This is a genomic window from Streptomyces sp. H39-S7, from assembly GCF_027158205.1.
Lineage (GTDB): Bacteria > Actinomycetota > Actinomycetes > Streptomycetales > Streptomycetaceae > Actinacidiphila.
Genome location: NZ_JAPVLU010000003.1, coordinates 1 through 19,486, shown reverse-complemented (window position 1 = coordinate 19,486; position 19,486 = coordinate 1). Strand labels below are relative to the sequence as shown.

The 19,486-nt window shown below is 72.0% G+C and carries 13 protein-coding genes; 10 read left to right on the top strand and 3 right to left on the bottom strand.

All coding sequences use genetic code 11. The annotated features are described in order from the left end of the window. From O3X23_RS03465 to O3X23_RS03450, 4 genes are all read left to right on the top strand, one after another. Nucleotides 1–1,500, top strand: coding sequence for a flavin-containing monooxygenase (locus O3X23_RS03465; RefSeq protein ID WP_269269592.1), 1,500 nt, complete (start codon nucleotides 1–3; stop codon nucleotides 1,498–1,500). Continuing rightward, the gene (locus O3X23_RS03460; protein ID WP_269269591.1) at nucleotides 1,497–2,483 is read left to right on the top strand and encodes an alpha/beta fold hydrolase; all 987 of its coding nucleotides are present in this window, start codon (nucleotides 1,497–1,499) and stop codon (nucleotides 2,481–2,483) included. Before O3X23_RS03465 ends, O3X23_RS03460 begins: the two co-directional genes overlap by 4 nt. Continuing rightward, nucleotides 2,480–3,376 (top strand): SDR family oxidoreductase, encoded by an 897-nt coding sequence (locus O3X23_RS03455; protein ID WP_269269589.1) that lies wholly within the window; start codon nucleotides 2,480–2,482, stop codon nucleotides 3,374–3,376. Before O3X23_RS03460 ends, O3X23_RS03455 begins: the two co-directional genes overlap by 4 nt. Nucleotides 3,377–3,481: 105 nt before the next feature. Further along, nucleotides 3,482–3,673, top strand: a complete 192-nt coding sequence (locus O3X23_RS03450) for a hypothetical protein (protein ID WP_269269587.1) — start codon at nucleotides 3,482–3,484, stop codon at nucleotides 3,671–3,673. Between the two features lie 110 nt (nucleotides 3,674–3,783). On the opposite strand, the gene O3X23_RS03445 is transcribed toward O3X23_RS03450, so the two are convergent. Continuing rightward, nucleotides 3,784–7,215 carry a S41 family peptidase gene (locus O3X23_RS03445; protein WP_269269586.1) on the bottom strand — a complete coding sequence of 1,144 codons (3,432 nt, stop codon included), beginning with the start codon at nucleotides 7,213–7,215 and terminating at the stop codon, nucleotides 3,784–3,786. 139 nt (nucleotides 7,216–7,354) lie between these two features. Here O3X23_RS03445 and O3X23_RS03440 point away from each other — a divergent pair, with 139 nt between their 5' ends. The 6 genes from O3X23_RS03440 to O3X23_RS03415 all read left to right on the top strand — a co-directional run bounded on the left by O3X23_RS03440 (nucleotide 7,355) and on the right by O3X23_RS03415 (nucleotide 15,650). Beyond that, nucleotides 7,355–8,455, top strand: coding sequence for an energy-coupling factor ABC transporter permease (locus tag O3X23_RS03440; protein ID WP_269269584.1), 1,101 nt, complete (start codon nucleotides 7,355–7,357; stop codon nucleotides 8,453–8,455). 1 nt (nucleotide 8,456) lies between these two features. Further along, on the top strand, nucleotides 8,457–9,221 hold the full coding sequence (gene cbiQ / locus O3X23_RS03435; RefSeq protein ID WP_269269582.1) for a cobalt ECF transporter T component CbiQ: 765 nt from the start codon (nucleotides 8,457–8,459) through the stop codon (nucleotides 9,219–9,221). Further along, nucleotides 9,218–10,009, top strand: coding sequence for an energy-coupling factor ABC transporter ATP-binding protein (locus O3X23_RS03430; protein ID WP_443047721.1), 792 nt, complete (start codon nucleotides 9,218–9,220; stop codon nucleotides 10,007–10,009). The genes cbiQ and O3X23_RS03430 overlap by 4 nt, the downstream gene beginning before the upstream one ends. A 572-nt stretch (nucleotides 10,010–10,581) precedes the next feature. Then, nucleotides 10,582–12,237 (top strand): FAD-binding dehydrogenase, encoded by a 1,656-nt coding sequence (locus O3X23_RS03425; RefSeq protein ID WP_269269581.1) that lies wholly within the window; start codon nucleotides 10,582–10,584, stop codon nucleotides 12,235–12,237. Nucleotides 12,238–12,453: 216 nt separating this feature from the next. Then, complete coding sequence (locus O3X23_RS03420) at nucleotides 12,454–14,238, top strand: glycoside hydrolase family 6 protein (protein ID WP_269269580.1); 1,785 nt, start codon at nucleotides 12,454–12,456, stop codon at nucleotides 14,236–14,238. A 212-nt stretch (nucleotides 14,239–14,450) separates the two neighbouring features. After that, nucleotides 14,451–15,650 (top strand): serine hydrolase domain-containing protein, encoded by a 1,200-nt coding sequence (locus O3X23_RS03415; protein ID WP_269269579.1) that lies wholly within the window; start codon nucleotides 14,451–14,453, stop codon nucleotides 15,648–15,650. Nucleotides 15,651–15,684: 34 nt separating this feature from the next. Here the strand turns inward: O3X23_RS03415 and O3X23_RS03410 are convergent, their stop codons facing one another. Both O3X23_RS03410 and O3X23_RS03405 read right to left on the bottom strand, forming a co-directional pair. Continuing rightward, complete coding sequence (locus O3X23_RS03410; protein ID WP_269269578.1) at nucleotides 15,685–17,301, bottom strand: penicillin-binding transpeptidase domain-containing protein; 1,617 nt, start codon at nucleotides 17,299–17,301, stop codon at nucleotides 15,685–15,687. A 142-nt stretch (nucleotides 17,302–17,443) separates the two neighbouring features. Continuing rightward, on the bottom strand, nucleotides 17,444–19,252 hold the full coding sequence (locus O3X23_RS03405) for a dolichyl-phosphate-mannose--protein mannosyltransferase (RefSeq protein WP_443047720.1): 1,809 nt from the start codon (nucleotides 19,250–19,252) through the stop codon (nucleotides 17,444–17,446). Nucleotides 19,253–19,486 lie beyond the last annotated feature (234 nt).

The following is a 19,486-nucleotide window of genomic DNA, read 5'->3' as shown; positions in this document are numbered from 1 at the left end:
ATGACTGAGCACGTGCGGGTGGCGGTGATCGGATCAGGGTTCGGCGGGCTCGGCGCGGCCGTCCGGCTGCGCCGTGAGGGCATCACGGACTTCGTGATCCTGGAGCGCGCCGGCTCGGTCGGCGGGACCTGGCGGGACAACAGCTACCCGGGATGCGCCTGCGACGTCCCCTCCCACCTGTACTCGTTCTCGTTCGCGCCGAACGCGGACTGGCCCCGGACGTTCTCCGGCCAGCCGCACATCCGCGCCTACCTGGAGCGGGTCACCGACACCTTCGGGCTGCGGCCGCATCTGCGGTTCGACTCCGAGGTGCTGAAGGCGAGCTGGGACGAAGCGGCCAAGCACTGGCACATCACCACCTCGCAGGGCGAGCTGACGGCCGACGTCGTCGTCTCCGCCACCGGCCCGCTCTCCGACCCCAAGCTGCCGGACATCCCGGGGCTCGACACTTTCCCGGGCGCGGTCTTCCACTCCTCGCGCTGGGACCACGACTTCGACATCAACGACAAGCGCGTCGCGATGGTCGGCACCGGCGCCTCCGCGATCCAGATCGTGCCGTCGATCCAGCCGCAGGTGAAGTCGCTGACCGTGCTCCAGCGCACCCCGCCGTGGGTGATGCCGCGGATGGACCGCGGGATCAACAAGGCCGAGCGGTGGCTGCACGGCACGATCCCCGGCACCGCGAAGGCGCGGCGCGGGCTGCTCTGGCTGATCAGGGAGTTCCAGGTCGGCGCGTTCGTCAAGCGTCCGCAGCTGATGAAGGCGACCGAGCAGATCGCCAGGAACCACATGCGCCGCGCGATCAAGGACCCGGTGATGCGCGCCAAGCTGACGCCGGACTACACCATCGGCTGCAAGCGGATCCTGCTCTCCAACGACTACTATCCGGCGCTCGCCCAGCCCAACACCGAGGTGGTGACCTCAGCGCTCAAGGAGGTCCGCGGCTCGACGATCGTCACCTCGGACGGCACCGAGCGCGAGGTCGACGCGATCGTCTTCGGCACCGGCTTCCACGTGACGGACATGCCGATCGGCGACCGCATCACCGGCGTCGGCGGCCGTTCGCTGGCCGAGCACTGGAAGGACGGGATGGCCGCGCTGCGCGGCACCACGATCGACGGCTTCCCGAACCTGCTGCTGATCATCGGCCCCAACACCGGTCTCGGGAACAGCTCGATGATCCTGATGATCGAGTCGTCCATCAACTACGTCGCCGCCTATCTGCGCACCCTTGAGCAGACCGGGGCCGCCGCGCTGGACGCCAAGCCGGGGGCGGTCAAGGCGTGGAACGCCGAGATGCAGCGGCGCACCGCCCGCACGGTGTGGAACACCGGCGGCTGCAAGAGCTGGTACCTGGACGCCGAGGGCCGCAACACGACGGCCTGGCCGGGTACGACGGCCGAGTTCCGGCGGGCCACCCGCGAGCTGCGGCTTGCCGAGTACGACCTGGTGCCGGCGCCCGTGCGCACGGCCGAGCCGGTGGAGGTGCCCGCGTCATGAGCAGGATCACCGCGAAGAACGCGACAGCGGCGGACAGCCCGTTCACCCTTCCCCCGCCGCGCCGCGAGCTGACCGTGACCTCGGCGGACGGCACCCGGATCCACGTCGAGGAGCACGGTCCCGCCGACCGGCCGACCGTCGTCCTGATCCACGGCTGGACCTGTTCCACGATCTTCTGGGCGCCACTGATCCGAAACCTGGCGGCCGACTTCCAGGTGGTCGCCTACGACCAGCGCGGACACGGCCGCAGCGGCACGCCCGACCGCAAGGGCTACAGCACGCGGGCGCTGGCCGACGACCTGACGGCGGTGCTGGAAGCCGTCGTCCCCGAGGGGGAGCGGGCGGTGCTGGTCGGGCACTCGATGGGCGGCATGACGCTGATGGCCGCCTCGGGACGCGCGGTCGTACGGGCCCGCACCGCCGCCGCCCTGCTGGCCAGCACCGGGAGCGGACGGCTGCTCGCCGAGACCCAGGTGCTGCCGCCGCGGTTCCGTTCGCAGAAGGTCCGCGACGGCTTCCACCGGTTGCTGCTCAGCTCGCGCGCCCCGCTCGGTCCGGTCAGCGGGATGTCGCGCGCCGCGCTCAAGTACGGCGTGATGGCGGCGGGTTCGACGCCCGAACAGGTCGCCGCGACCGCGCGGATCGTGCACGCCTGCGGGACCCGGCCGCGCTCCGCGTGGGGACGGGTGCTGGCCGGGCTCGACCTGGACGCGGCGCTCGGCGGGCTCACCGCGCCGACCGCAGTCCTGGTCGGCACGGCGGACAAGCTCACCCCGCCGGTGCACGCGCGCGGCATGGCCGCCGCGCTCCCCAACTGCCTGGGGCTGACCGAGCTCGAGGGTCTGGGCCACATGACACCCATCGAAGGCACGGACGCGGTCGCGGGCGTCGTCCGCGGTCTGGTCAAGGACCACCTGCCGCCCCATCCGCCGGCCCAGCTCCCGGCCCAGCAGCACCTTTCCGTGAAGGAGAAGACGGTATGAGCCAGTCGTTGAACGGACAGGTCGTTGTGGTCACCGGTGCCGCCCGCGGGGTGGGCGAGCTGCTCGCGCGCAAGCTCGCGCGGCGCGGCGCCAAGCTGGCGCTCGTCGGCCTGGAGCCCGACGAGCTGAAGCTGGTGGCGGAGGGGCTCGGCGGCGGTGCGGCGCACTGGGTCGCCGATGTCACCGACCTCGCGGCGATGGAGCGGGCCGCGGCCGAGATCCTGGAGCACTTCGGACGGATCGACGTCGTGGTCGCCAACGCGGGTGTCGCGACCGGCGGACCGTTCCTGGACTCCGACCCCGTCGCGTTCGAGCGGGTCATCAAGGTCAACCTGCTGGGCAGCGTCACCACCGCCCGCGCCTTCCTGCCCGCGCTCCTCACCTCGCGCGGCTACCTGCTGCAGATCGCCTCGCTGGCGGCGATCACCCCGGCCCCGATGATGACCGCGTACTGCGCGAGCAAGTCGGGCGTGGAGGCGTTCGCGCACAGCCTGCGGGCCGAAGTCGGCCACAAGGGCGTCAAGGTCGGCGTCGGCTACCTGAGCTGGACCGACACCGACATGGTGCGCGGCGCCGACGAGGACGAGCTGATGCGGTACATGCGCGCCAAACTGCCGTGGCCGACGAACCGCACCTACCCGCTGGAGCCGGCCGTCGAGCGGATCGTCGCCGGGATCGAGCGGCGCTCCCCGCATGTGTACGCGCAGTGGTGGCTGCGCGGCATGCAGTCGATCCGCGGGTACCTGCCGTCGGTCATCGGCGGCGCCCTCGGGCAGCGCGAGATGCGCAAGGCGGAGCCGAAGTTCGCCGCGACCGCCGGCACCCGGCGGGGGCTCGTCGGCCGGGGTGGAGAGGCGGACGAGGCAGCGCAGTCGTCACGCTCCGTAGGGTGACGAAGGGATAGCTGACCTGGTCGTTTCCTCCCGACATGCGAGGTGTGTCCACTCGTGTCAATCTGATCGAGGCCCCATCACCACTAACTCCAGGAGGAGTAGATCATGGGCGGTTTCGACCAGTTCAAGGACAAGGCCGGCGACCTCTCGAACAAGGCCAAGGAGGCCATGGGCGAGAAGCGTGACAAGTCCGCCAAGGGCGCGGACCAGGCGCGCGACAAGACCGCCGACATGCGTGACCAGGGCCAGAACAAGGCCCGGGACGCGGCCGAGGACGCCCAGGACAACTGGAGCTAGTCTGCTTGCGCGGCATGATCGGTGAAGGGGCGCACCCGTGACGGGTGCGCCCCTTCCTGCTGCGCCGATCCGCCCAAGAGCCGCCCAAGAGCCGCTGCGGAACGGCCGCTTCAGCGCGGCGGCAGCGGCGGCCGGCGGCGGTCCGGGCGCCGGGAGAGGTCCGGCGGGACGACGGCGGGGTGCTCGGCCAGCAGCGCGAGGGCCGTCTTCACCGCCACGCCCAGCTGGGCGTGCCGCCCTTCCGCCCAGTCCAGCGGGGTGCGCAGGGCCTCGACATCGGGGTCGACGCCGTAGTTCTCGACGCTCCACTCGTACGCGTCGAACCAGCCCGCGTTCATCGGCACCGTGATCACCGTGCCGTCCCCCAGCGTGTGCCGGCCGGTCATCCCGACCACGCCGCCCCACGTCCGCAGCCCCACCACCGGCCCGATGCCGAGCAGTTTGAACGCGGCGGTGATCATGTCGCCGTCGGAGGAGGTCGCCTCGTCGGCGAGCGCGACGACCGGACCGCGCGGCGCGTTGCTCGCGTACGAGACGGGCTGCGCGTTGCGGGTCAGGTCCCAGCCCAGGATGGTGCGGGTGAGCTTCTCGACGACGAGTTCGCTGATGTGGCCGCCCGCGTTGCCCCGCACGTCCACGATGAGTGCCTCGTAGGCGACCTCCATCCGCAGGTCGCGGTTGAACTGCGCCCAGCCGGAACCGCCCATGTCGGGGATGTGCAGATAGCCGCACCGGCCGCCGCTCAGGCTCCTCACGACGGAGCGCCGCTTGGCGACCCAGTCCTGGTAGCGCAGCGGCCGTTCGTCGATCAGCGGGACGACGGCGACCCGGCGCGGGTGCCCCTCGCCGGGCGGGGTGAACGTCAGCTCCACGGTCGTGCCGCCCGCGCCCGCGAGCAGCGGGTACGGTCCCGCGCACGGGTCGACGGGACGCCCGTCGACATGGGTGAGCACCGCCCCCTCGCGGATGCCGGTGCCGGCCAGCGGGGAGCGGGCCTTGGAGTCCGAGGAGTCGCCGGGCAGGATCCGCGCCACCATCCACGTACCGTCCTTGTTGTGCTGGAAGTTGGCGCCCAGCAGCCCGATCGGCCGCTGGTAGTGCGCCGGCCCCTCGTTGCGGCGGGCGGGGCTGACGTAGGCGTGCGACGTGCCCAGCTCGCCGAGGACTTCGCGCAGCAGATCGGCGAACTCGTCCGGGGTGGCGACGCGTTCGACCAGCGGCCGGTACTGGTCGAGGATCGCGGGCCAGTCGATGCCGCACATGTCGGGGGCCCAGAAGTAGTCGCGGATGAGCCGGCCGGCCTCGGCGTAGGACTGCTGCCATTCGGAGGGCGGGTCGACCTCGTGCAGGATGCGCCGCATGTCGACGTAGACGGTCGAGTCGTCGTCCCCGAGCTCGGTGGCCGGCAGGACCGCCAGCTCCCCCTCGTCGAAGACCGCCAGCCGCCGGCCGTCACCGCTGACCGCGTACCAGTCCATGTGGCGGACGAGCTCGGTCCGCTTGGATTTGCCCAGGTTGTAGTACTCCAGGGTCGGGCGCGCCGACGGGTCCGTGGGGTTGGTGAACGTCTCGCCGAGCGCGCCGGAGATCGGCCAGCGCAGCCAGACCAGGCCGTTGTGCACCGGCTCCAGCGCCGAGTACTTGGACGCCGGGACCGGGAACGGCGTGACGCGGCTCGCCAGCCCCTCCGTCTCGACCACCACCGGACCGTCGCCGCCGCTCTCCGCCGGGTCCAGGCCGCCGCCGATCGGGCGGCCGTCGACGGGCAGCGCGAACGGTGACGGCGTCGCGGAGTTCAGCGGCACGAGGTAGGGGCGGCAGCCGAGCGGGAACGACAGGTCGCCGGTGTGCACGTCGTAGACCGGGTCGAAGCCGCGCCAGGACAGGAACGCCAGATAGCGGCCGTCGAGGGTGAAGACCGGCTGCTCGTCCTCGAAGCGGCCGTTGGTCACGTCGATGATCGTGCGGTCGGCGAGCTTGGCGATCTTCACCGAGCGCAGGGACCGCCCGATGTTGGGGTGGGACCACGTCAGCCAGGCCGAGTCGGGGGAGAACGCGAGGTCGCGGACGGGGCCGTTGGTGGACCTGATCAGCTCGATCACGGTCCCGGACGCCTTGTCCGCGTGGTCGGGGTCGGTCACGAAGCCGGATCCGGCCCCGGCGCCGTTCTCGCCCGCGTGGCCCCCCTCGCCGGTGGCGACGAGCAGCAGCCGCCCGTCGTTCGCGGCGACGGCGAGGGTGCGGCCGTCCGGGGACGAGACCATTTCCAGTACGCGGCCCAGCTCGCCGACCCCGAGCCGGGGCCCGGTGCCGGTCACGGCGGCGCGGCCGGCGGTGCCGGTGGAGACGGGGGTTTCCGGAGGATCCGCGGCTTCGTCGTCCGGGCCGTCCGTGACGTCGTCCTCGTCGAGGCCCTCCAGCACCGCGCGGACCGCCGGACGGCTGGCCCGGCCCGGCAGATGGGCGATCTCGATGCCGTCCTCGCCCTCCGCGTCGGTGACGAAGGCGATCCGGCCGGTGTCCCCGAGCATCTCGGGCAGCCGGACCCGCGCGCCCGGCTCGTCGGCGATGGTGCGGGCCGGGCCGTCGCGGTGGGTCAGCCAGTAGAGGCTGCCCCGGACGCAGACGGCGCTGGCGCGGCCGGTCCGGTCGCAGGCCAGGCCGTCCAGGTGTGCGGCGGCCGGCACCTGGTAGGGCCGCCGGCCGGCGCGGGGGCCGCCCAGCCGGACGTCCAGCTTGCGCGGCCGGGCGCCGGGGGAGAGGTCGTCGACGATCCACAGCTCGCCCGCGCACTGGTAGACGACGCGCTCGCCGTCGGTCGCGGCGCTGCGGGCGTAGAAGTCCGCGTGGTCGGTGTGGCGGCGCAGGTCCGTGCCGTCCGGCGCGCACGAGTACAGATTGCCGATCCCCTCATGGTCGGAGAGGAAGCCGATCCGGTCACCCACGAACATCGGCGAGTTGAGGTGTCCGTCGATCCTCGGCGCCAGCCGCTCGCCGTGCAGCCACAGCCGTCCCGTCGCACCGCCCCGGTACCGCTTCCAGGCGTGCGGCTCGTGCGGCGGGGTGCCGCTCAGCAGCAGCGTGTGGCGCTCCCCGGCGACGTCGCTCACCGCGATGTCCGAGACCGGGCCCCACGGCAGCCGGCCGCCCGGACCGCCGGTGGTGGGCACGCTGTGGGCCCAGGAGAAGTACGAGAACGGCTGGCCGTGCGAGGAGACCGCGAGGATCTGCCCGTCGGGCGTCCAGGAGCACACCCGGGTGTCGAAGCTGCCCCAGTACGTCAGACGGCGGGCCGCGCCGCCGTCCACCGGGGCCAGGTGGATCTCCGGGTCCAGGCTGCGCCACGAGGTGAAGGCGATGGTGGAGCCGTCCGGCGAGAAGCGCGGCGAGCCGGCCCGGGTGCGGTCGGCCGTGACCCGCCAGGCCCGGCCGGGGGCGTCGCCGGGCCGCCCCAGCGGTGCGACCCAGACATCGTCCTCGGCGATGAAGCACAGCAGTTCCCCATGGACGTGCGGATACCGGAGATACGCGCCATCGATCACCTTCCCCATGGTTCTGGGCATGGGGAGTGCGGGCAACTCGTGCGCGCCTCCACTGCATCAGAACCGCTCTTGCACACCGTTTGCAGGAAGCCGGTATCATCGAGCGATTGGCCAGGAGGCAGGACTCGAGGGGAACCCCATGCACGTGCCCGACGGATTCATCGACACCCCGGTGTCGGCGGCGACCGGTGTCGTCGCGATCGCGGCCGTCGCGATCAGCCTGCGCGGCGCCCGCCGCGAACTGGACGAGCGGACCGCGCCCCTCGCGGGTCTGGTCGCCGCCTTCATCTTCGCCGTCCAGATGCTGAACTTCCCGGTGGCCGCCGGCACCAGCGGGCATCTGCTGGGCGGCGCGCTCGCGGCGATACTCGTCGGCCCCTTCACGGGGGTCCTCTGCGTGTCCGTGGTCCTGCTGATGCAGGGCGTGCTGTTCGCGGACGGCGGGCTCACCGCGCTCGGCACCAACATCACCGACATGGCGATCGTGACGACCGTCGTCGCCTACGCGATCTTCCGCGGCCTGGTGAAGGTGCTGCCGCGCAGCCGCGCCTCCATCACCGTCGCGTCGTTCGCCGCCGCGGTCGTCTCGGTGCCGGCCGCCGCCGTCGCGTTCACCACCATCTACTGGCTCGGCGGCACCACCGACGTGGCGATCGGCAAGGTCGCCACCGCGATGGTCGGCGTCCATGTGCTGATCGGCATCGGCGAGGCCGCGATCACCGCGGCCACCGTCGGCGCGGTCGTCGCCGTCCGCCCCGACCTCGTCTACGGGGCCCGGGGGCTGAGCAAGCCGCTGGAGCTGCGCACCACGCCGACCGGCGCCCCGCTGGTGCCCGGCGCGGCCCGTACGAGCACCGTCACGGCCGCCGCCCCGGCGCCCGCCGCTGCCGTGACCTCCCCCGCGCCCGCCGGCCGCTCCAACCGCCCGGTCTGGATCGCGGGCCTGATCGCGGCGCTGGCCCTCGCGGGCGGCGTCAGCTACTACGCCTCCGCCAGCCCCGACGGCCTGGAGAAGGTCGCCCAGGAGAAGGGCATCGACGCGAAGGCCAAGCCGCACGCGTCCGAGGACTCCCCGCTCGCGGACTACAGCGTCAAGGACATCGGCGACGCCCGGCTGTCGGGTGGCCTCGCCGGTGTCATCGGCGTCGGCGCGACCCTGACCGTCGGCTCCGGCGTCTTCCTCGTCGTCCGGCGCCGCCGCACGCACACCGGCCTCCCGGTCCAGGGGCAGGAGGCCTGACATGGGCGCCGGACACGCGCACCGGCTCTACCGGCACGGGCACTCGCCCGTGCACGGCATGCCCCCGCACTGCAAGATCGCGGCCGTCTTCGGCTTCGTCCTCGTCGTGGTCTCCACCCCGCGCGAGGCGGTGTGGGCGTTCGGTCTGTACGCGCTCCTGCTCGTCGCCGTCGCGCTCCGCGCCCGCGTCCCGCTCTCCTTCCTGCTCCGCAGGCTCCTCATCGAGGTGCCGTTCGTCGCCTTCGCGGTCCTGCTGCCGTTCGTCGCGACCGGCCCGCACGTCGACTTCCTCGGCCTGTCCCTGAGCGAGAGCGGTCTGTGGGGCGCGTGGAACGTGCTGGCCAAGGGGACCCTCGGCGTCGCCGCGTCCGTCCTGCTCGCCGCCACCACCGAGCTGCGCGAGCTGCTGCTGGGCCTGCAGCGGCTGCGGATGCCGCCGCTCCTCGTGCAGATCGCGTCCTTCATGATCCGTTACGGCGACGTCATCACCGACGAGATGCGGCGGATGCGGATCGCCCGGGAGTCGCGCGGCTTCCGGGCCCGCGGCGTCCGGCACTGGCCGGTCCTCGCGAAGTCCGCGGGCGCGCTGTTCATCCGCTCCTACGAGCGCGGTGAGCGCGTCCACCTGGCGATGGTCAGCCGCGGCTACACCGGCTCGATGCCCGTCATCGACGACGTCACCGCCACCCGGGCCCAGTGGTCGCACGCCGCCGTGCTCCCCGTGCTGGCCCTGGCGGTCTGCCTGACAGGATGGACGCTGAGATGACCACAGAACTGACCCGTGATCCGGTCGCCGGCATGACGCCTCCCTCGCTCGACGTACGCGGCCTCGCCTACGCCTACCCCGACGGCCACCAGGCCCTCTTCGGTGTCGACCTGAGCGTCGCGCGCGGTGAGCGGGTGGCGCTGCTCGGGCCCAACGGTGCGGGCAAGACCACGCTCGTCCTGCACCTCAACGGGATCCTGACCGGCGGCGCCGGCACGGTCACCGTCGGCGGCCTGCCCGTCGGCAAGAAGCACCTCGCCGAGATCCGCCGCCGGGTCGGCATCGTCTTCCAGGACCCCGACGACCAGCTCTTCATGCCGACCGTCCGGGAGGACGTGGCCTTCGGCCCGGCCACCACGGGGATGCGCGGCGCGGAGCTGGAGGCGCGGGTCGTGACCGCCCTCGACCAGGTCGGCATGGCCGACTTCGCGGCCCGCCCCCCGCACCACCTGTCCTTCGGACAGAGGCGCCGGGTCGCCGTGGCCACCGTCCTGGCGATGCGGCCGGAGATCCTGGTCCTGGACGAACCCTCGTCCAACCTCGACCCCGCGTCCCGCCGCGAGCTCGCCGACATCCTCCGTTCGCTGGACGTCACCGTCCTGATGGTCACCCACGACCTGCCGTATGCCCTGGAGCTGTGCCCCCGTGCGGTGGTGCTCAGCGAGGGCGTCATCACGGCCGACGGCCGCACCCAGGAACTCCTCTGCGACGAGGACCTGATGCGGGCCCACCGCCTCGAACTCCCCTTCGGCTTCAACCCCCGCTCCGTCACGGCCCCGGTCGCGTAACGGGGACGCTCCGCGGGTGGGTGGGTGCGCACGGTGCGGGGACGCTCCGCTGGTGGGTGGGCGGTGCGCAAGGTGGCCGTTCGGGGTCGGTGCCGCGCTGGGGTATCTCCTCGGGCGGCAAACGCTCGTGTCCACTACACAGCGCGGGTCGGACTCGTTTGCCGCCCTGCGGGGACACCCCACCACGCCCCCTCCCAAGGCCGGTTCCGCGACAATCGGCCCGGTAACCCGTCCGCTCACTCGACGGCTGCGGGGCGGCACCAACGTGACTGCCCTGAGGCATGCGCTCAGCCCCCGCCCGCCGGCAGGCGCGACACGGCCTCGGAGGTGTCGGGGTGGGGGTGTCCCCGCAGGGCTGCGAACGAAGCCGACCGAAAGTTTGCCAACTGCACGAGCGTTTGCCGCCCGAGGAGATACCCCCGCCGCGGCGCCGACCCCAGCCGATCACGTGCGCCCCCGCCCACGCAGCCGCGCAGCGCCCGCAGCCGCGCGTCTCACCACCGACCCCAGCCGGCACCCCCGCGTACCGCCAGGTAACGTGCCCCCCACCGTCGAACTCGGAAGGCATCCCCATGGCAATGGACGCGGACGTCATCGTCGTAGGAGCAGGACTTTCCGGGCTGGTGGCGACGGCCGAACTCGCCGCGGCCGGCCGCAAGGTCATCCTCGTGGACCAGGAGCCGGAGGCGTCGCTCGGCGGACAGGCGTTCTGGTCGTTCGGCGGGCTGTTCCTGGTCGACTCGCCGGAACAGCGCCGGATGCGCATCAAGGACAGCCGGGAGCTGGCCCTCCAGGACTGGATGGGCACGGCCGGCTTCGACCGTCCGGAGGACCACTGGCCGCGCCAGTGGGCCGAGGCGTACGTGGACTTCGCCGCAGGCGAGAAGCGCTCCTGGCTGCACGAGCGCGGCGTGCGGTTCTTCCCGGTGGTCGGCTGGGCCGAACGAGGCGGGTTCCTGGCGACGGGACCCGGCAACTCGGTGCCGCGCTTCCACATCACCTGGGGCACCGGACCCGGCATCATCGCGCCGTTCGTCCGCCGGGTGCGCGAAGCCGTCGCGTCCGGCCGCGTCGAACTGCGCTTCCGGCACCGGGTGACCGGGCTGAGCGCGACCGACGGCCAGGTGGACGGCGTGACCGGCGAGATCCTGGTCGCCGACGGCGCCGAGCGCGGCGCCCCCAGTTCGCGCGAGGTGCGCGAGGAGTTCAGCCTGACGGCGCAGGCCGTGATCGTCACCTCCGGAGGAATCGGCGGCAACCACGACCTGGTGCGCAAGGCCTGGCCCGCCCGGCTCGGCACGCCCCCCGAGAAGCTGCTGTCCGGCGTTCCCGCGCACGTGGACGGCCTGATGCTCGGCCACGCCGGTGCCGCGGGCGCGAACCTGATCAACGGCGACCGGATGTGGCACTACACCGAGGGCATCGAGAACTGGAACCCGATCTGGGCGCGGCACGGCATCCGCATCCTGCCCGGCCCGTCGTCGCTGTGGCTGAACGCGCGCGGCGAGCGGCTGCCGGTGCCGCTGTTCCCCGGGTTCGACACCCTGGGGACGCTGGAGCACATCATGACGACGGGTTACGACTACACCTGGTTCGTCCTCACCCAGAAGATCATCGAGAAGGAGTTCGCGCTCTCGGGATCCGAGCAGAACCCGGACCTGACGGGCAAGAGCGTGCGCGAGGTGCTCAAGCGCGCGCTGCCGGGCGCGACCGCACCCGTCGAGGCCTTCAAGGAGCACGGCCCCGACTTCGTGGTGGAGAAGGACCTGTCGGCGCTGGTCCGGGGGATGAACGCGATCACCAAGGACGCGCTGATCGACGAGACCGCGCTGCGCCACGAGATCGAGGCGCGCGACCGGGAGATCGCGAACACGTTCACCAAGGATCTCCAGGTCATGGCGATGCGCGGGGCGCGCAACTACCTGGGCGACAAGCTGATCCGCACGGCGTCGCCGCACCGGATCCTGGACCCGAAGGCCGGCCCGCTGATCGCGGTCCGGCTGAACATCCTGACCCGCAAGTCGCTCGGCGGCCTGGAGACCGACCTCGACGGGCGGGTGCTGCGGGCCGGCGGCGAACCCCTCGGCGGCCTGTACGCGGCGGGCGAGGCGGCCGGCTTCGGCGGCGGAGGTATGCACGGCTACCGCTCGCTGGAGGGGACCTTCCTCGGCGGCTGCATCTTCTCCGGGCGCTCTGCGGGCCGATCGGCGGCGGCGGCGACCGCATAGCGGAGGGCGGGTTCCGCACAGCGGGTCGGGCGGCGGCGACTGCGGGGGTCACGTCGCGGCCGCCTGACGGCGGTTCTGTTTGAAGCGTTGACAGGACTTGGTCAACGCTTAACTATGGGAGCGCTCCCACGTTAAGAGCGTGTAACCAAAAAGGCACCAACGCACCACCTCCCTCGACCACTTGAAGGTCAACCCCACTTCGGAGGTAGTCCGCACATGAGAGCTCCAACACGACGACGCCGCACGGCCCTGATGGCCGCGGGCGTCCTGATCGCCACCGGCAGCGGTACCGCCGCGGCGTTCACCGCCACCAACGCCTCGGCCGCCTCGGACGCGGCGGCCGGCTGTTCGGTCGCGTATACGGTGCAGAGCCAGTGGAACGTCGGCTTCACCGCGCAAGTGACCATCACCAACACCGGTCCCGCGGTCACCGCTTGGAACGTGGGCTGGTCCTTCGCCGGCAACCAGAAGGTGACCCAGGGCTGGAGCGCGGACATCGCCCAGACCGGCGCCGCCGTCACCGCCAAGAACCTGTCGTACAACGGGTCCCTGGGAACCGGCGCTTCCACGGGCTTCGGCTTCAACGGCTCCTACAGCGGTACGAACACGAGCCCCACCGCCTTCACCCTCAACGGTGTCGCCTGCAACGGCGGTACGCCGACCACGCCCCCCACGACCCCGCCGACCTCTCCTCCGACGGACCCGCCGACCGACCCGCCGACGACGCCGCCCACCACTCCGCCGCCCGGCACCCGGGTCGACAACCCGTACGCGGGCGCCAAGGGCTACGTCAACCCCGAGTGGTCCGCGAAGGCCGCGGCCGAGCCCGGTGGCAGCCGCATCGCCAACCAGTCGACCGCCGTGTGGCTCGACCGCATCGCGGCGATCAACGGTGTGAACGGCGGCATGGGTCTGCGCGCCCACCTGAACAAGGCGGTCACCCAGGCCGCGGGACAGCCGCTCGTCATCGAGCTGGTCATCTACGACCTCCCCGGCCGTGACTGCGCGGCACTCGCCTCCAACGGTGAACTCGGCGCGACCGAGCTCGGCCGCTACAAGACCGAGTACATCGACCCGATCGCCGCGATCATCGCCGACCCGGCCTACGCCGCGCTGCGGATCGTCACGATCGTCGAGCCGGACTCGCTGCCGAACCTGGTCACCAACGCGGGCGGCACCGCCGGCTCGACCGAGGCGTGCGCGACGATGAAGGCCAACGGCAACTACGAGGCCGGCGTCGGCTACGCGCTGCACAAGCTGGGCGCGATCTCCAACGTCTACAACTACATCGACGCCGGCCACCACGGCTGGCTGGGCTGGGACACCAACATGGGTCCGGCCGCCCAGGGGTTCTTGAAGGCCGCGACAACGGGCGGCGCCACGGTCAATGACGTGACGGGCTTCATCGTCAACACCGCCAACTACGGCGCGACGACCGAGCCGTTCTTCAAGATCACCGACAACGTGAACGGCACGTCGGTCCGCCAGTCGAAGTGGGTGGACTGGAACTACTACGTGGACGAGCAGTCCTACGCCCAGGCGCTGCGCACCCTCCTGGTGACGACCGGCTTCAACTCCAACCTCGGCATGCTGATCGACACCTCCCGCAACGGCTGGGGCGGTACGGCCCGGCCCACCGGACCGGGGGCGACGACCAGCGTGGACACCTACGTCAACGGGGGTCGCACCGACCGTCGCATCCACCTCGGCAACTGGTGCAACCAGTCCGGCGCGGGTATCGGCCAGCGGCCCACCGCGGCTCCGGCCACCGGTATCGACGCCTACGTCTGGGTGAAGCCTCCGGGTGAGTCGGACGGCGCCAGCTCCCTCATCCCGAACGACGAGGGCAAGGGCTTCGACCGGATGTGCGACCCGACCTACACCGGCAACGGTCGCAACGGCAACAGCATGAGCGGCGCGCTGGCGAACTCGCCGCTGGCGGGCCAGTGGTTCTCCGCCCAGTTCCAGGAGCTCCTGAAGAACGCCTACCCGGCGCTCTGACCCGCCCCGAGCGGCGGTGCCCGTCCGTCGGGCCCCGCCGGCCGCGCCCCGCTCGAGCTCCACGAGCGGGGCGCGGAGCTGTTCCCGTCCCGGGAGGGGATCGGGGAGGGGATCAGGGAAGCGATCGGAGAAGGTCGGGGTTGGGATGTGCGTGCGCGCCGTGCACCATGGGGGTGCGGATTCATGTCGGGCGCGGAGCGGGAGCGACAACGGTGGTGGACGTCCACGGGACGGTGACGGACGGCTTCGAGCCGGTCCGTGAGGCGTTCGCACGCAACTTCGAACAGCGCGGTGACCGCGGCGCGGCCTTCGCCCTCTACCGCGACGGCCGCAAGGTCGTCGACCTGTGGGCGGGCACCGCCGACGCGGACGGGGACGAGCCCTGGCGCGAGGACACCGCGCAGATCGTCCGCTCCGCCACCAAGGGCCCGGCGGCGGCCTGTCTGCTCCTGCTCCACCAGCGCGGCCAACTCGACCTGGACAATCCGGTCGGTACGTACTGGCCCGCCTTCAAGGCCGCGGGCAAGGACCGCGTCACCGTACGGGACGTCCTCGCCCACCGGGCCGGGGTCCCCGCGCTCGACGTGCCCCTCACGCCGGAACAGGCCCTCGACGGGGTGTCCGGCCCCCGCGCCGTCGCCGCGCAGGCCCCGCTCTTCGCGCCGGGCACCACCCACGGCTACCACGCCCAGACCTACAGCTGGCTGCTCGGCGAGATCGTCCAGCGCGCCTCGGGGCGCAGCCTCGGCCGGTACATCGCCGAGGAGATCACCCGGCCGCTCGGCCTGGACCTGTGGGTGGGCCTGCCGCCCGGCGAGGCGCACCGCGTCGGGCGGATCGCCGACATCGCGCCGCCGGTCCCGGCCGCCGCCACCGGGCTGCGCGCCCGTCCCAAGCAGTCCGTCCACGACGCCTACGCGAACCCGGACTCCCTCACCCGCAGGGCCTTCGCCGCGATCACCCCGCTCCCGGACGAGAACGCCCCCGCCTACCGGGCGGGCGAACTGGCGGCCTCCAACGGCATCGCCACCGCCCGCTCACTGGCCCGCTTCTACGCGGCCCTGATAGGCGACGTGGACGGGTATCAGGAGAGCGACGCCGACAGCCGGATGCTCTTCGCCCCGGCCACCGTCACCGGCGCCCGCACCGTCGAGTCCGACGGGCCCGACGAGGTGCTCGTCGTCAACACCCGGTTCGGCCTCGGCTACATGCTGCACGGCCCGTCCTCCCCGTTCCTCGGCCCCGCCTCGTTCGGCCACCCCGGCCGCGGCGGCCCGCTGGCCTTCGCGGACCCGGACGCCGGCATCGGCTTCGGCTACATCACCAACGGCATGCAGAAGAACGTCACCTCCGACCCCCGCGCCCAGGCCCTGCTCAGGGCGGTACGGGAGTGGCTCGCCGCACTGCGGTAGCGCGGGGTGGCACGTCGGGTCACGTGTACGCGGGCTACGAGGCCTTGAGCACGGCCGCGACGATGGGCCCGGCGGAGTCGCCGCCGTGGCCGCCGTTGAGGACGACGGCCGCCACCGACACGTTGCCGCAGTAGCCGAGGAACCAGCCGTTGGGCTGCGTGGCGCCGGCCTCCGCCGAACCGGTCTTGGCGCCGCAACCGCTGCCCTGCAGGCCCCTCATCGCCTGGGCGGCGGTCCCGCTGACGGCCGTGGTGTGCATCAGCGACCGCAGGTCGCTGGTGACGCCGGAGGAGAGTCCGCCGGCCTTCGCGACGGGTTCGCCGATCACGTCCAGCGGCACCATCCTCGGCTGATGGAAGCGCCCGGTCGAGGCGGTGGCCCCGATCGAGGCGACGGTGAGCGGGTTCATCTGGAGCTGGCCCTGGCCGATCATCTCCGAGGTCTTCTCGTCACCCGTGCCGCCGGGCACCTTGCCCTCGACGCACTGCACACCGCAGTTCCAGGTGGGACCGATACCGAAACTGTCGCGGGCGACGGACGGCAGGGTGTCGGGCCCGATCTTCTCGTAGAGCCTGACGAAGCCGGTGTTGCAGGAGTTCGCGAAGTCCCAGCGGAAGTCCGCCTTCGGGTTCGAGCCCTTCTCCACGTTCGTGTACGGCTTGCCCTGCGGAGCGGCGAACTGCACCGCGCAGGAGACCGGGTCGCCGGGCTTGACGCCCGCCTTCAGCAGCGCCGCCGCGGTGAGGACCTTGAACGTCGATCCTGGCGCGAGCTGCGTGCCGAAGGCCAGGTTCTGGCCGGTCGCGGGGTTGTTGGCGACGGCCAGGATCCCACCGGTGCGCGAGTCCAGCGCGGTCACGGCGGAGCCGGACCGCTTCAGGACGGCCTTCTCGGCCGCCGCCTGGATGCCCGCGTCGAGCGTGGTCGGGAACTTGCTGCCGGTGCCCTTGACGATGACCTGCAGCGTCTCGGTCACGGTGCCGTCCGCGCCGTTGATCCAGGTCTCGATGCCCGGCGTGCCGCCCGATGCCTTGGATCCGTACTTGGTCCGCAGCTGGGTGAAGAACCGCCCCAGGGAAGGGTACTTGGCCGGTTCGAGGACCTTGTCGTGCCGGTCGGTGAAGTCCAGGGTGGGCTGCTTCGCGGTGCCGGTCTCCAGACTCGCGCCCTCCGCGAGCTTGGGGTGCACGACGGCGGCCTTCCACTGCACGACGGGCTTGCCGCTCGCGCCGCGGATGACGGTGAGGGCGGAGTCGTACGTCCACGGCGAGGTCTTGCCCTGGAACGCGAGCGTGGCGGCCACCCCGAACGGCACCTTGGCGCCGGCGGCGGGGCCCGGGGTGAACTTCACGGCCGAGACGTGCGCCTTGTCCTTGTACCCGGTCAGCGCGGCGGTGGCGGTCTGCGGGGAGTCCGTGAGGCTCGCGGCCTTCGCGGCGTCGCCCGAGGACCAGGCGGCGAGGAAGTCCGCCGCGGTCTCGGTGATCTCCTTGGCCTCCGGCGGCCCCGTACTCTTCGCCGACGACGCGGACTTCGACGACACGCTGTCGCTGTTGAGCGCGTCCAGCACGTTGTAGACCCCGTACCCCGCGACCCCCAACATCCCGGCGACGACCCCGCCGACTATGCCGACCTTGGCACCCCGTTGCATTCCCGACCCCCATCGTGAGTTGAACACGTTCAAAGAAAGCGCTCTTCACCGCACTTTACGGGACAGCAGTGACACAGGGGGTCTCATTACGGGCACGCGTCAGTACCAGGTTCGGACCAAGGTCCGATACCGGCCACGCCCGTCAGATCCAGGAGTCGAACCACATTCTGGCCCGCCAGGCGTCCATCGAGATGGGCATCCCGGTGTAGATCGGGAAGAAGTAGATGAAGTTCCAGACGATGAGCAGGACGAGGGTGCCCGCGCCGACCGCTCCCCACATGCGGCGGCGTTCGTCGGAGCCCGGGGGGCCGAGGATCGCGCCGACCATCATCGCGACGGCCAGGCAGAGGTAGGGGACGAAGGCGACCGCGTAGAAGAGGAAGATCGTGCGGTCCTGGTACATCATCCAGGGGAGCCAGCCGGCGAAGGCGGCGCACAGGATCGCGCCCGCGCGCCAGTCTCGGCGGAAGCCCCAGCGGTACAGCAGGTACAGCAGCGCGAAGCACGCCGACCACCAGAGCAGCGGGGTGCCGATGGCGAGGATCTCGCGGGCGCAGCCCTGGGCCGCGGTGCAGCCGTCGGCGCCCTTCTTGGGGGACTCGTAGAAGTAGGAGACGGGACGGCCCAGGACCATCCAGCTCCACGGGTTCGACTGGTACATGTGCGGCGTGGAGAGGCCGATGTTGAACTGGTAGACCTGGAACTCGTAGTGCCACAGGCTGCGCAGCGCGTCCGGCATCCACGTCATGTCGAACTGCGGGAGGTCGATCCGGCCGATCGCCGGCAGCTTGATGTGGTCGGGGGACAGGCCCTTGCGGTGCGCGGCCCAGTCGCGGCCGTAGCCGCCCTTCGTCGCGAACCAGCCGGTCCAGGAGACCAGATACGTGCAGATGGCGACGACCACGACCGACAGGAACGCCCAGCCGGTGTCCTTGCGCAGCACCGCCACGTACGGGCGCCTGGCGCCCGCGACGCGGCGCGAGCCGGCGTCCCACAGGATCGTCATCAGCCCGAACGCCGCCAGGAAGTACAGGCCGTTCCACTTGCTCGCGCACGCCAGGCCCAGGAAGAGCCCGGCCGCGAGCCGCCACGGCCGCCAGCCCATGCCGCCGCGGTCACCGACCCTGCGGTCCGGGGCCGCCAGGCCGTCCTCGCCGACCGGCAGCGCCGCCGCGAGCCGGGCCCGCGACCAGTCGCGGTCCACGACCAGGCAGCCGAACGCGGCGAGCGCGAAGAACATGATGACCAGATCGAGCAGTGCCGTACGGCTCATCACGTAGTGCAGGCCGTCCACCGACAGCAGCAGGCCCGCCAGGCAGCCCAGGGCGGTGGAGCGGAACAGCCGGCGGCCGATCCGGCACACCATCAGCACCGACAGCGTGCCGAGCAGCGCGACCATGAACCGCCAGCCGAACGGGTTCAGCCCGAACAGCTGCTCGCCGACGGCGATGACCCACTTGCCGACCGGCGGGTGCACCACGTAGCCCGCGTCGGGCGACAGCGGGATGATCTGGGGATCGGCCAGGATCTGGGGGTTCGAGACCTTGCCGTCGGTCCAGGTCCCCTCGTAGCCGTACTGGAGCAGTGCCCACGCGTCCTTCGCGTAGTACGTCTCGTCGAATATCACCGCGCGCGGAGTGCCCAGGTGCCAGAAGCGGATGAGGCCCGCCAGCAGCGCCACCAGCAGCGGACCGCCCCAGCCGGTCAGCCGCGCCACCTTCGACGCGGCGGCCGGGCCCAGGCCCAGCGAGCTCCACACCCGGGTCCCCGGCTCCGGGAACGGCACGACGAGCCGGTCGCGGACGTCGACGTGCGGCCGCTCCGTATAGCCGAAGCGGCGCAGCCGCCGCTGCCATGCACTGGGCTGCGGCTCCGGGAGGAGGAGGTCCTCGTCCCGTTCGGCCTGAGTCGCGGTGTCACTGGTCACCGGGCCATCGTAGGGATGTCGCATGCCGGTTCGGGCCCCGGGCAGTCGGATTCCCTCGCACGAAGGTCCTTTTCCCCGTTCTCCACCAGCGTCGACCCCCTTCTTTCGGCCCGGCCGGCGGCCGGGGCCGGCCCCGGCCCGCGCGGCGCAGAGACCCCTGTCCGGCCCGGCGGGCGTCCGCGGCCCACGCCGGCCCGCCCGCGCGCTTGAGGGCCAAGGGCGGGCGGGTGGGATGCTGGGTCCGTGACTAGCTCCGCG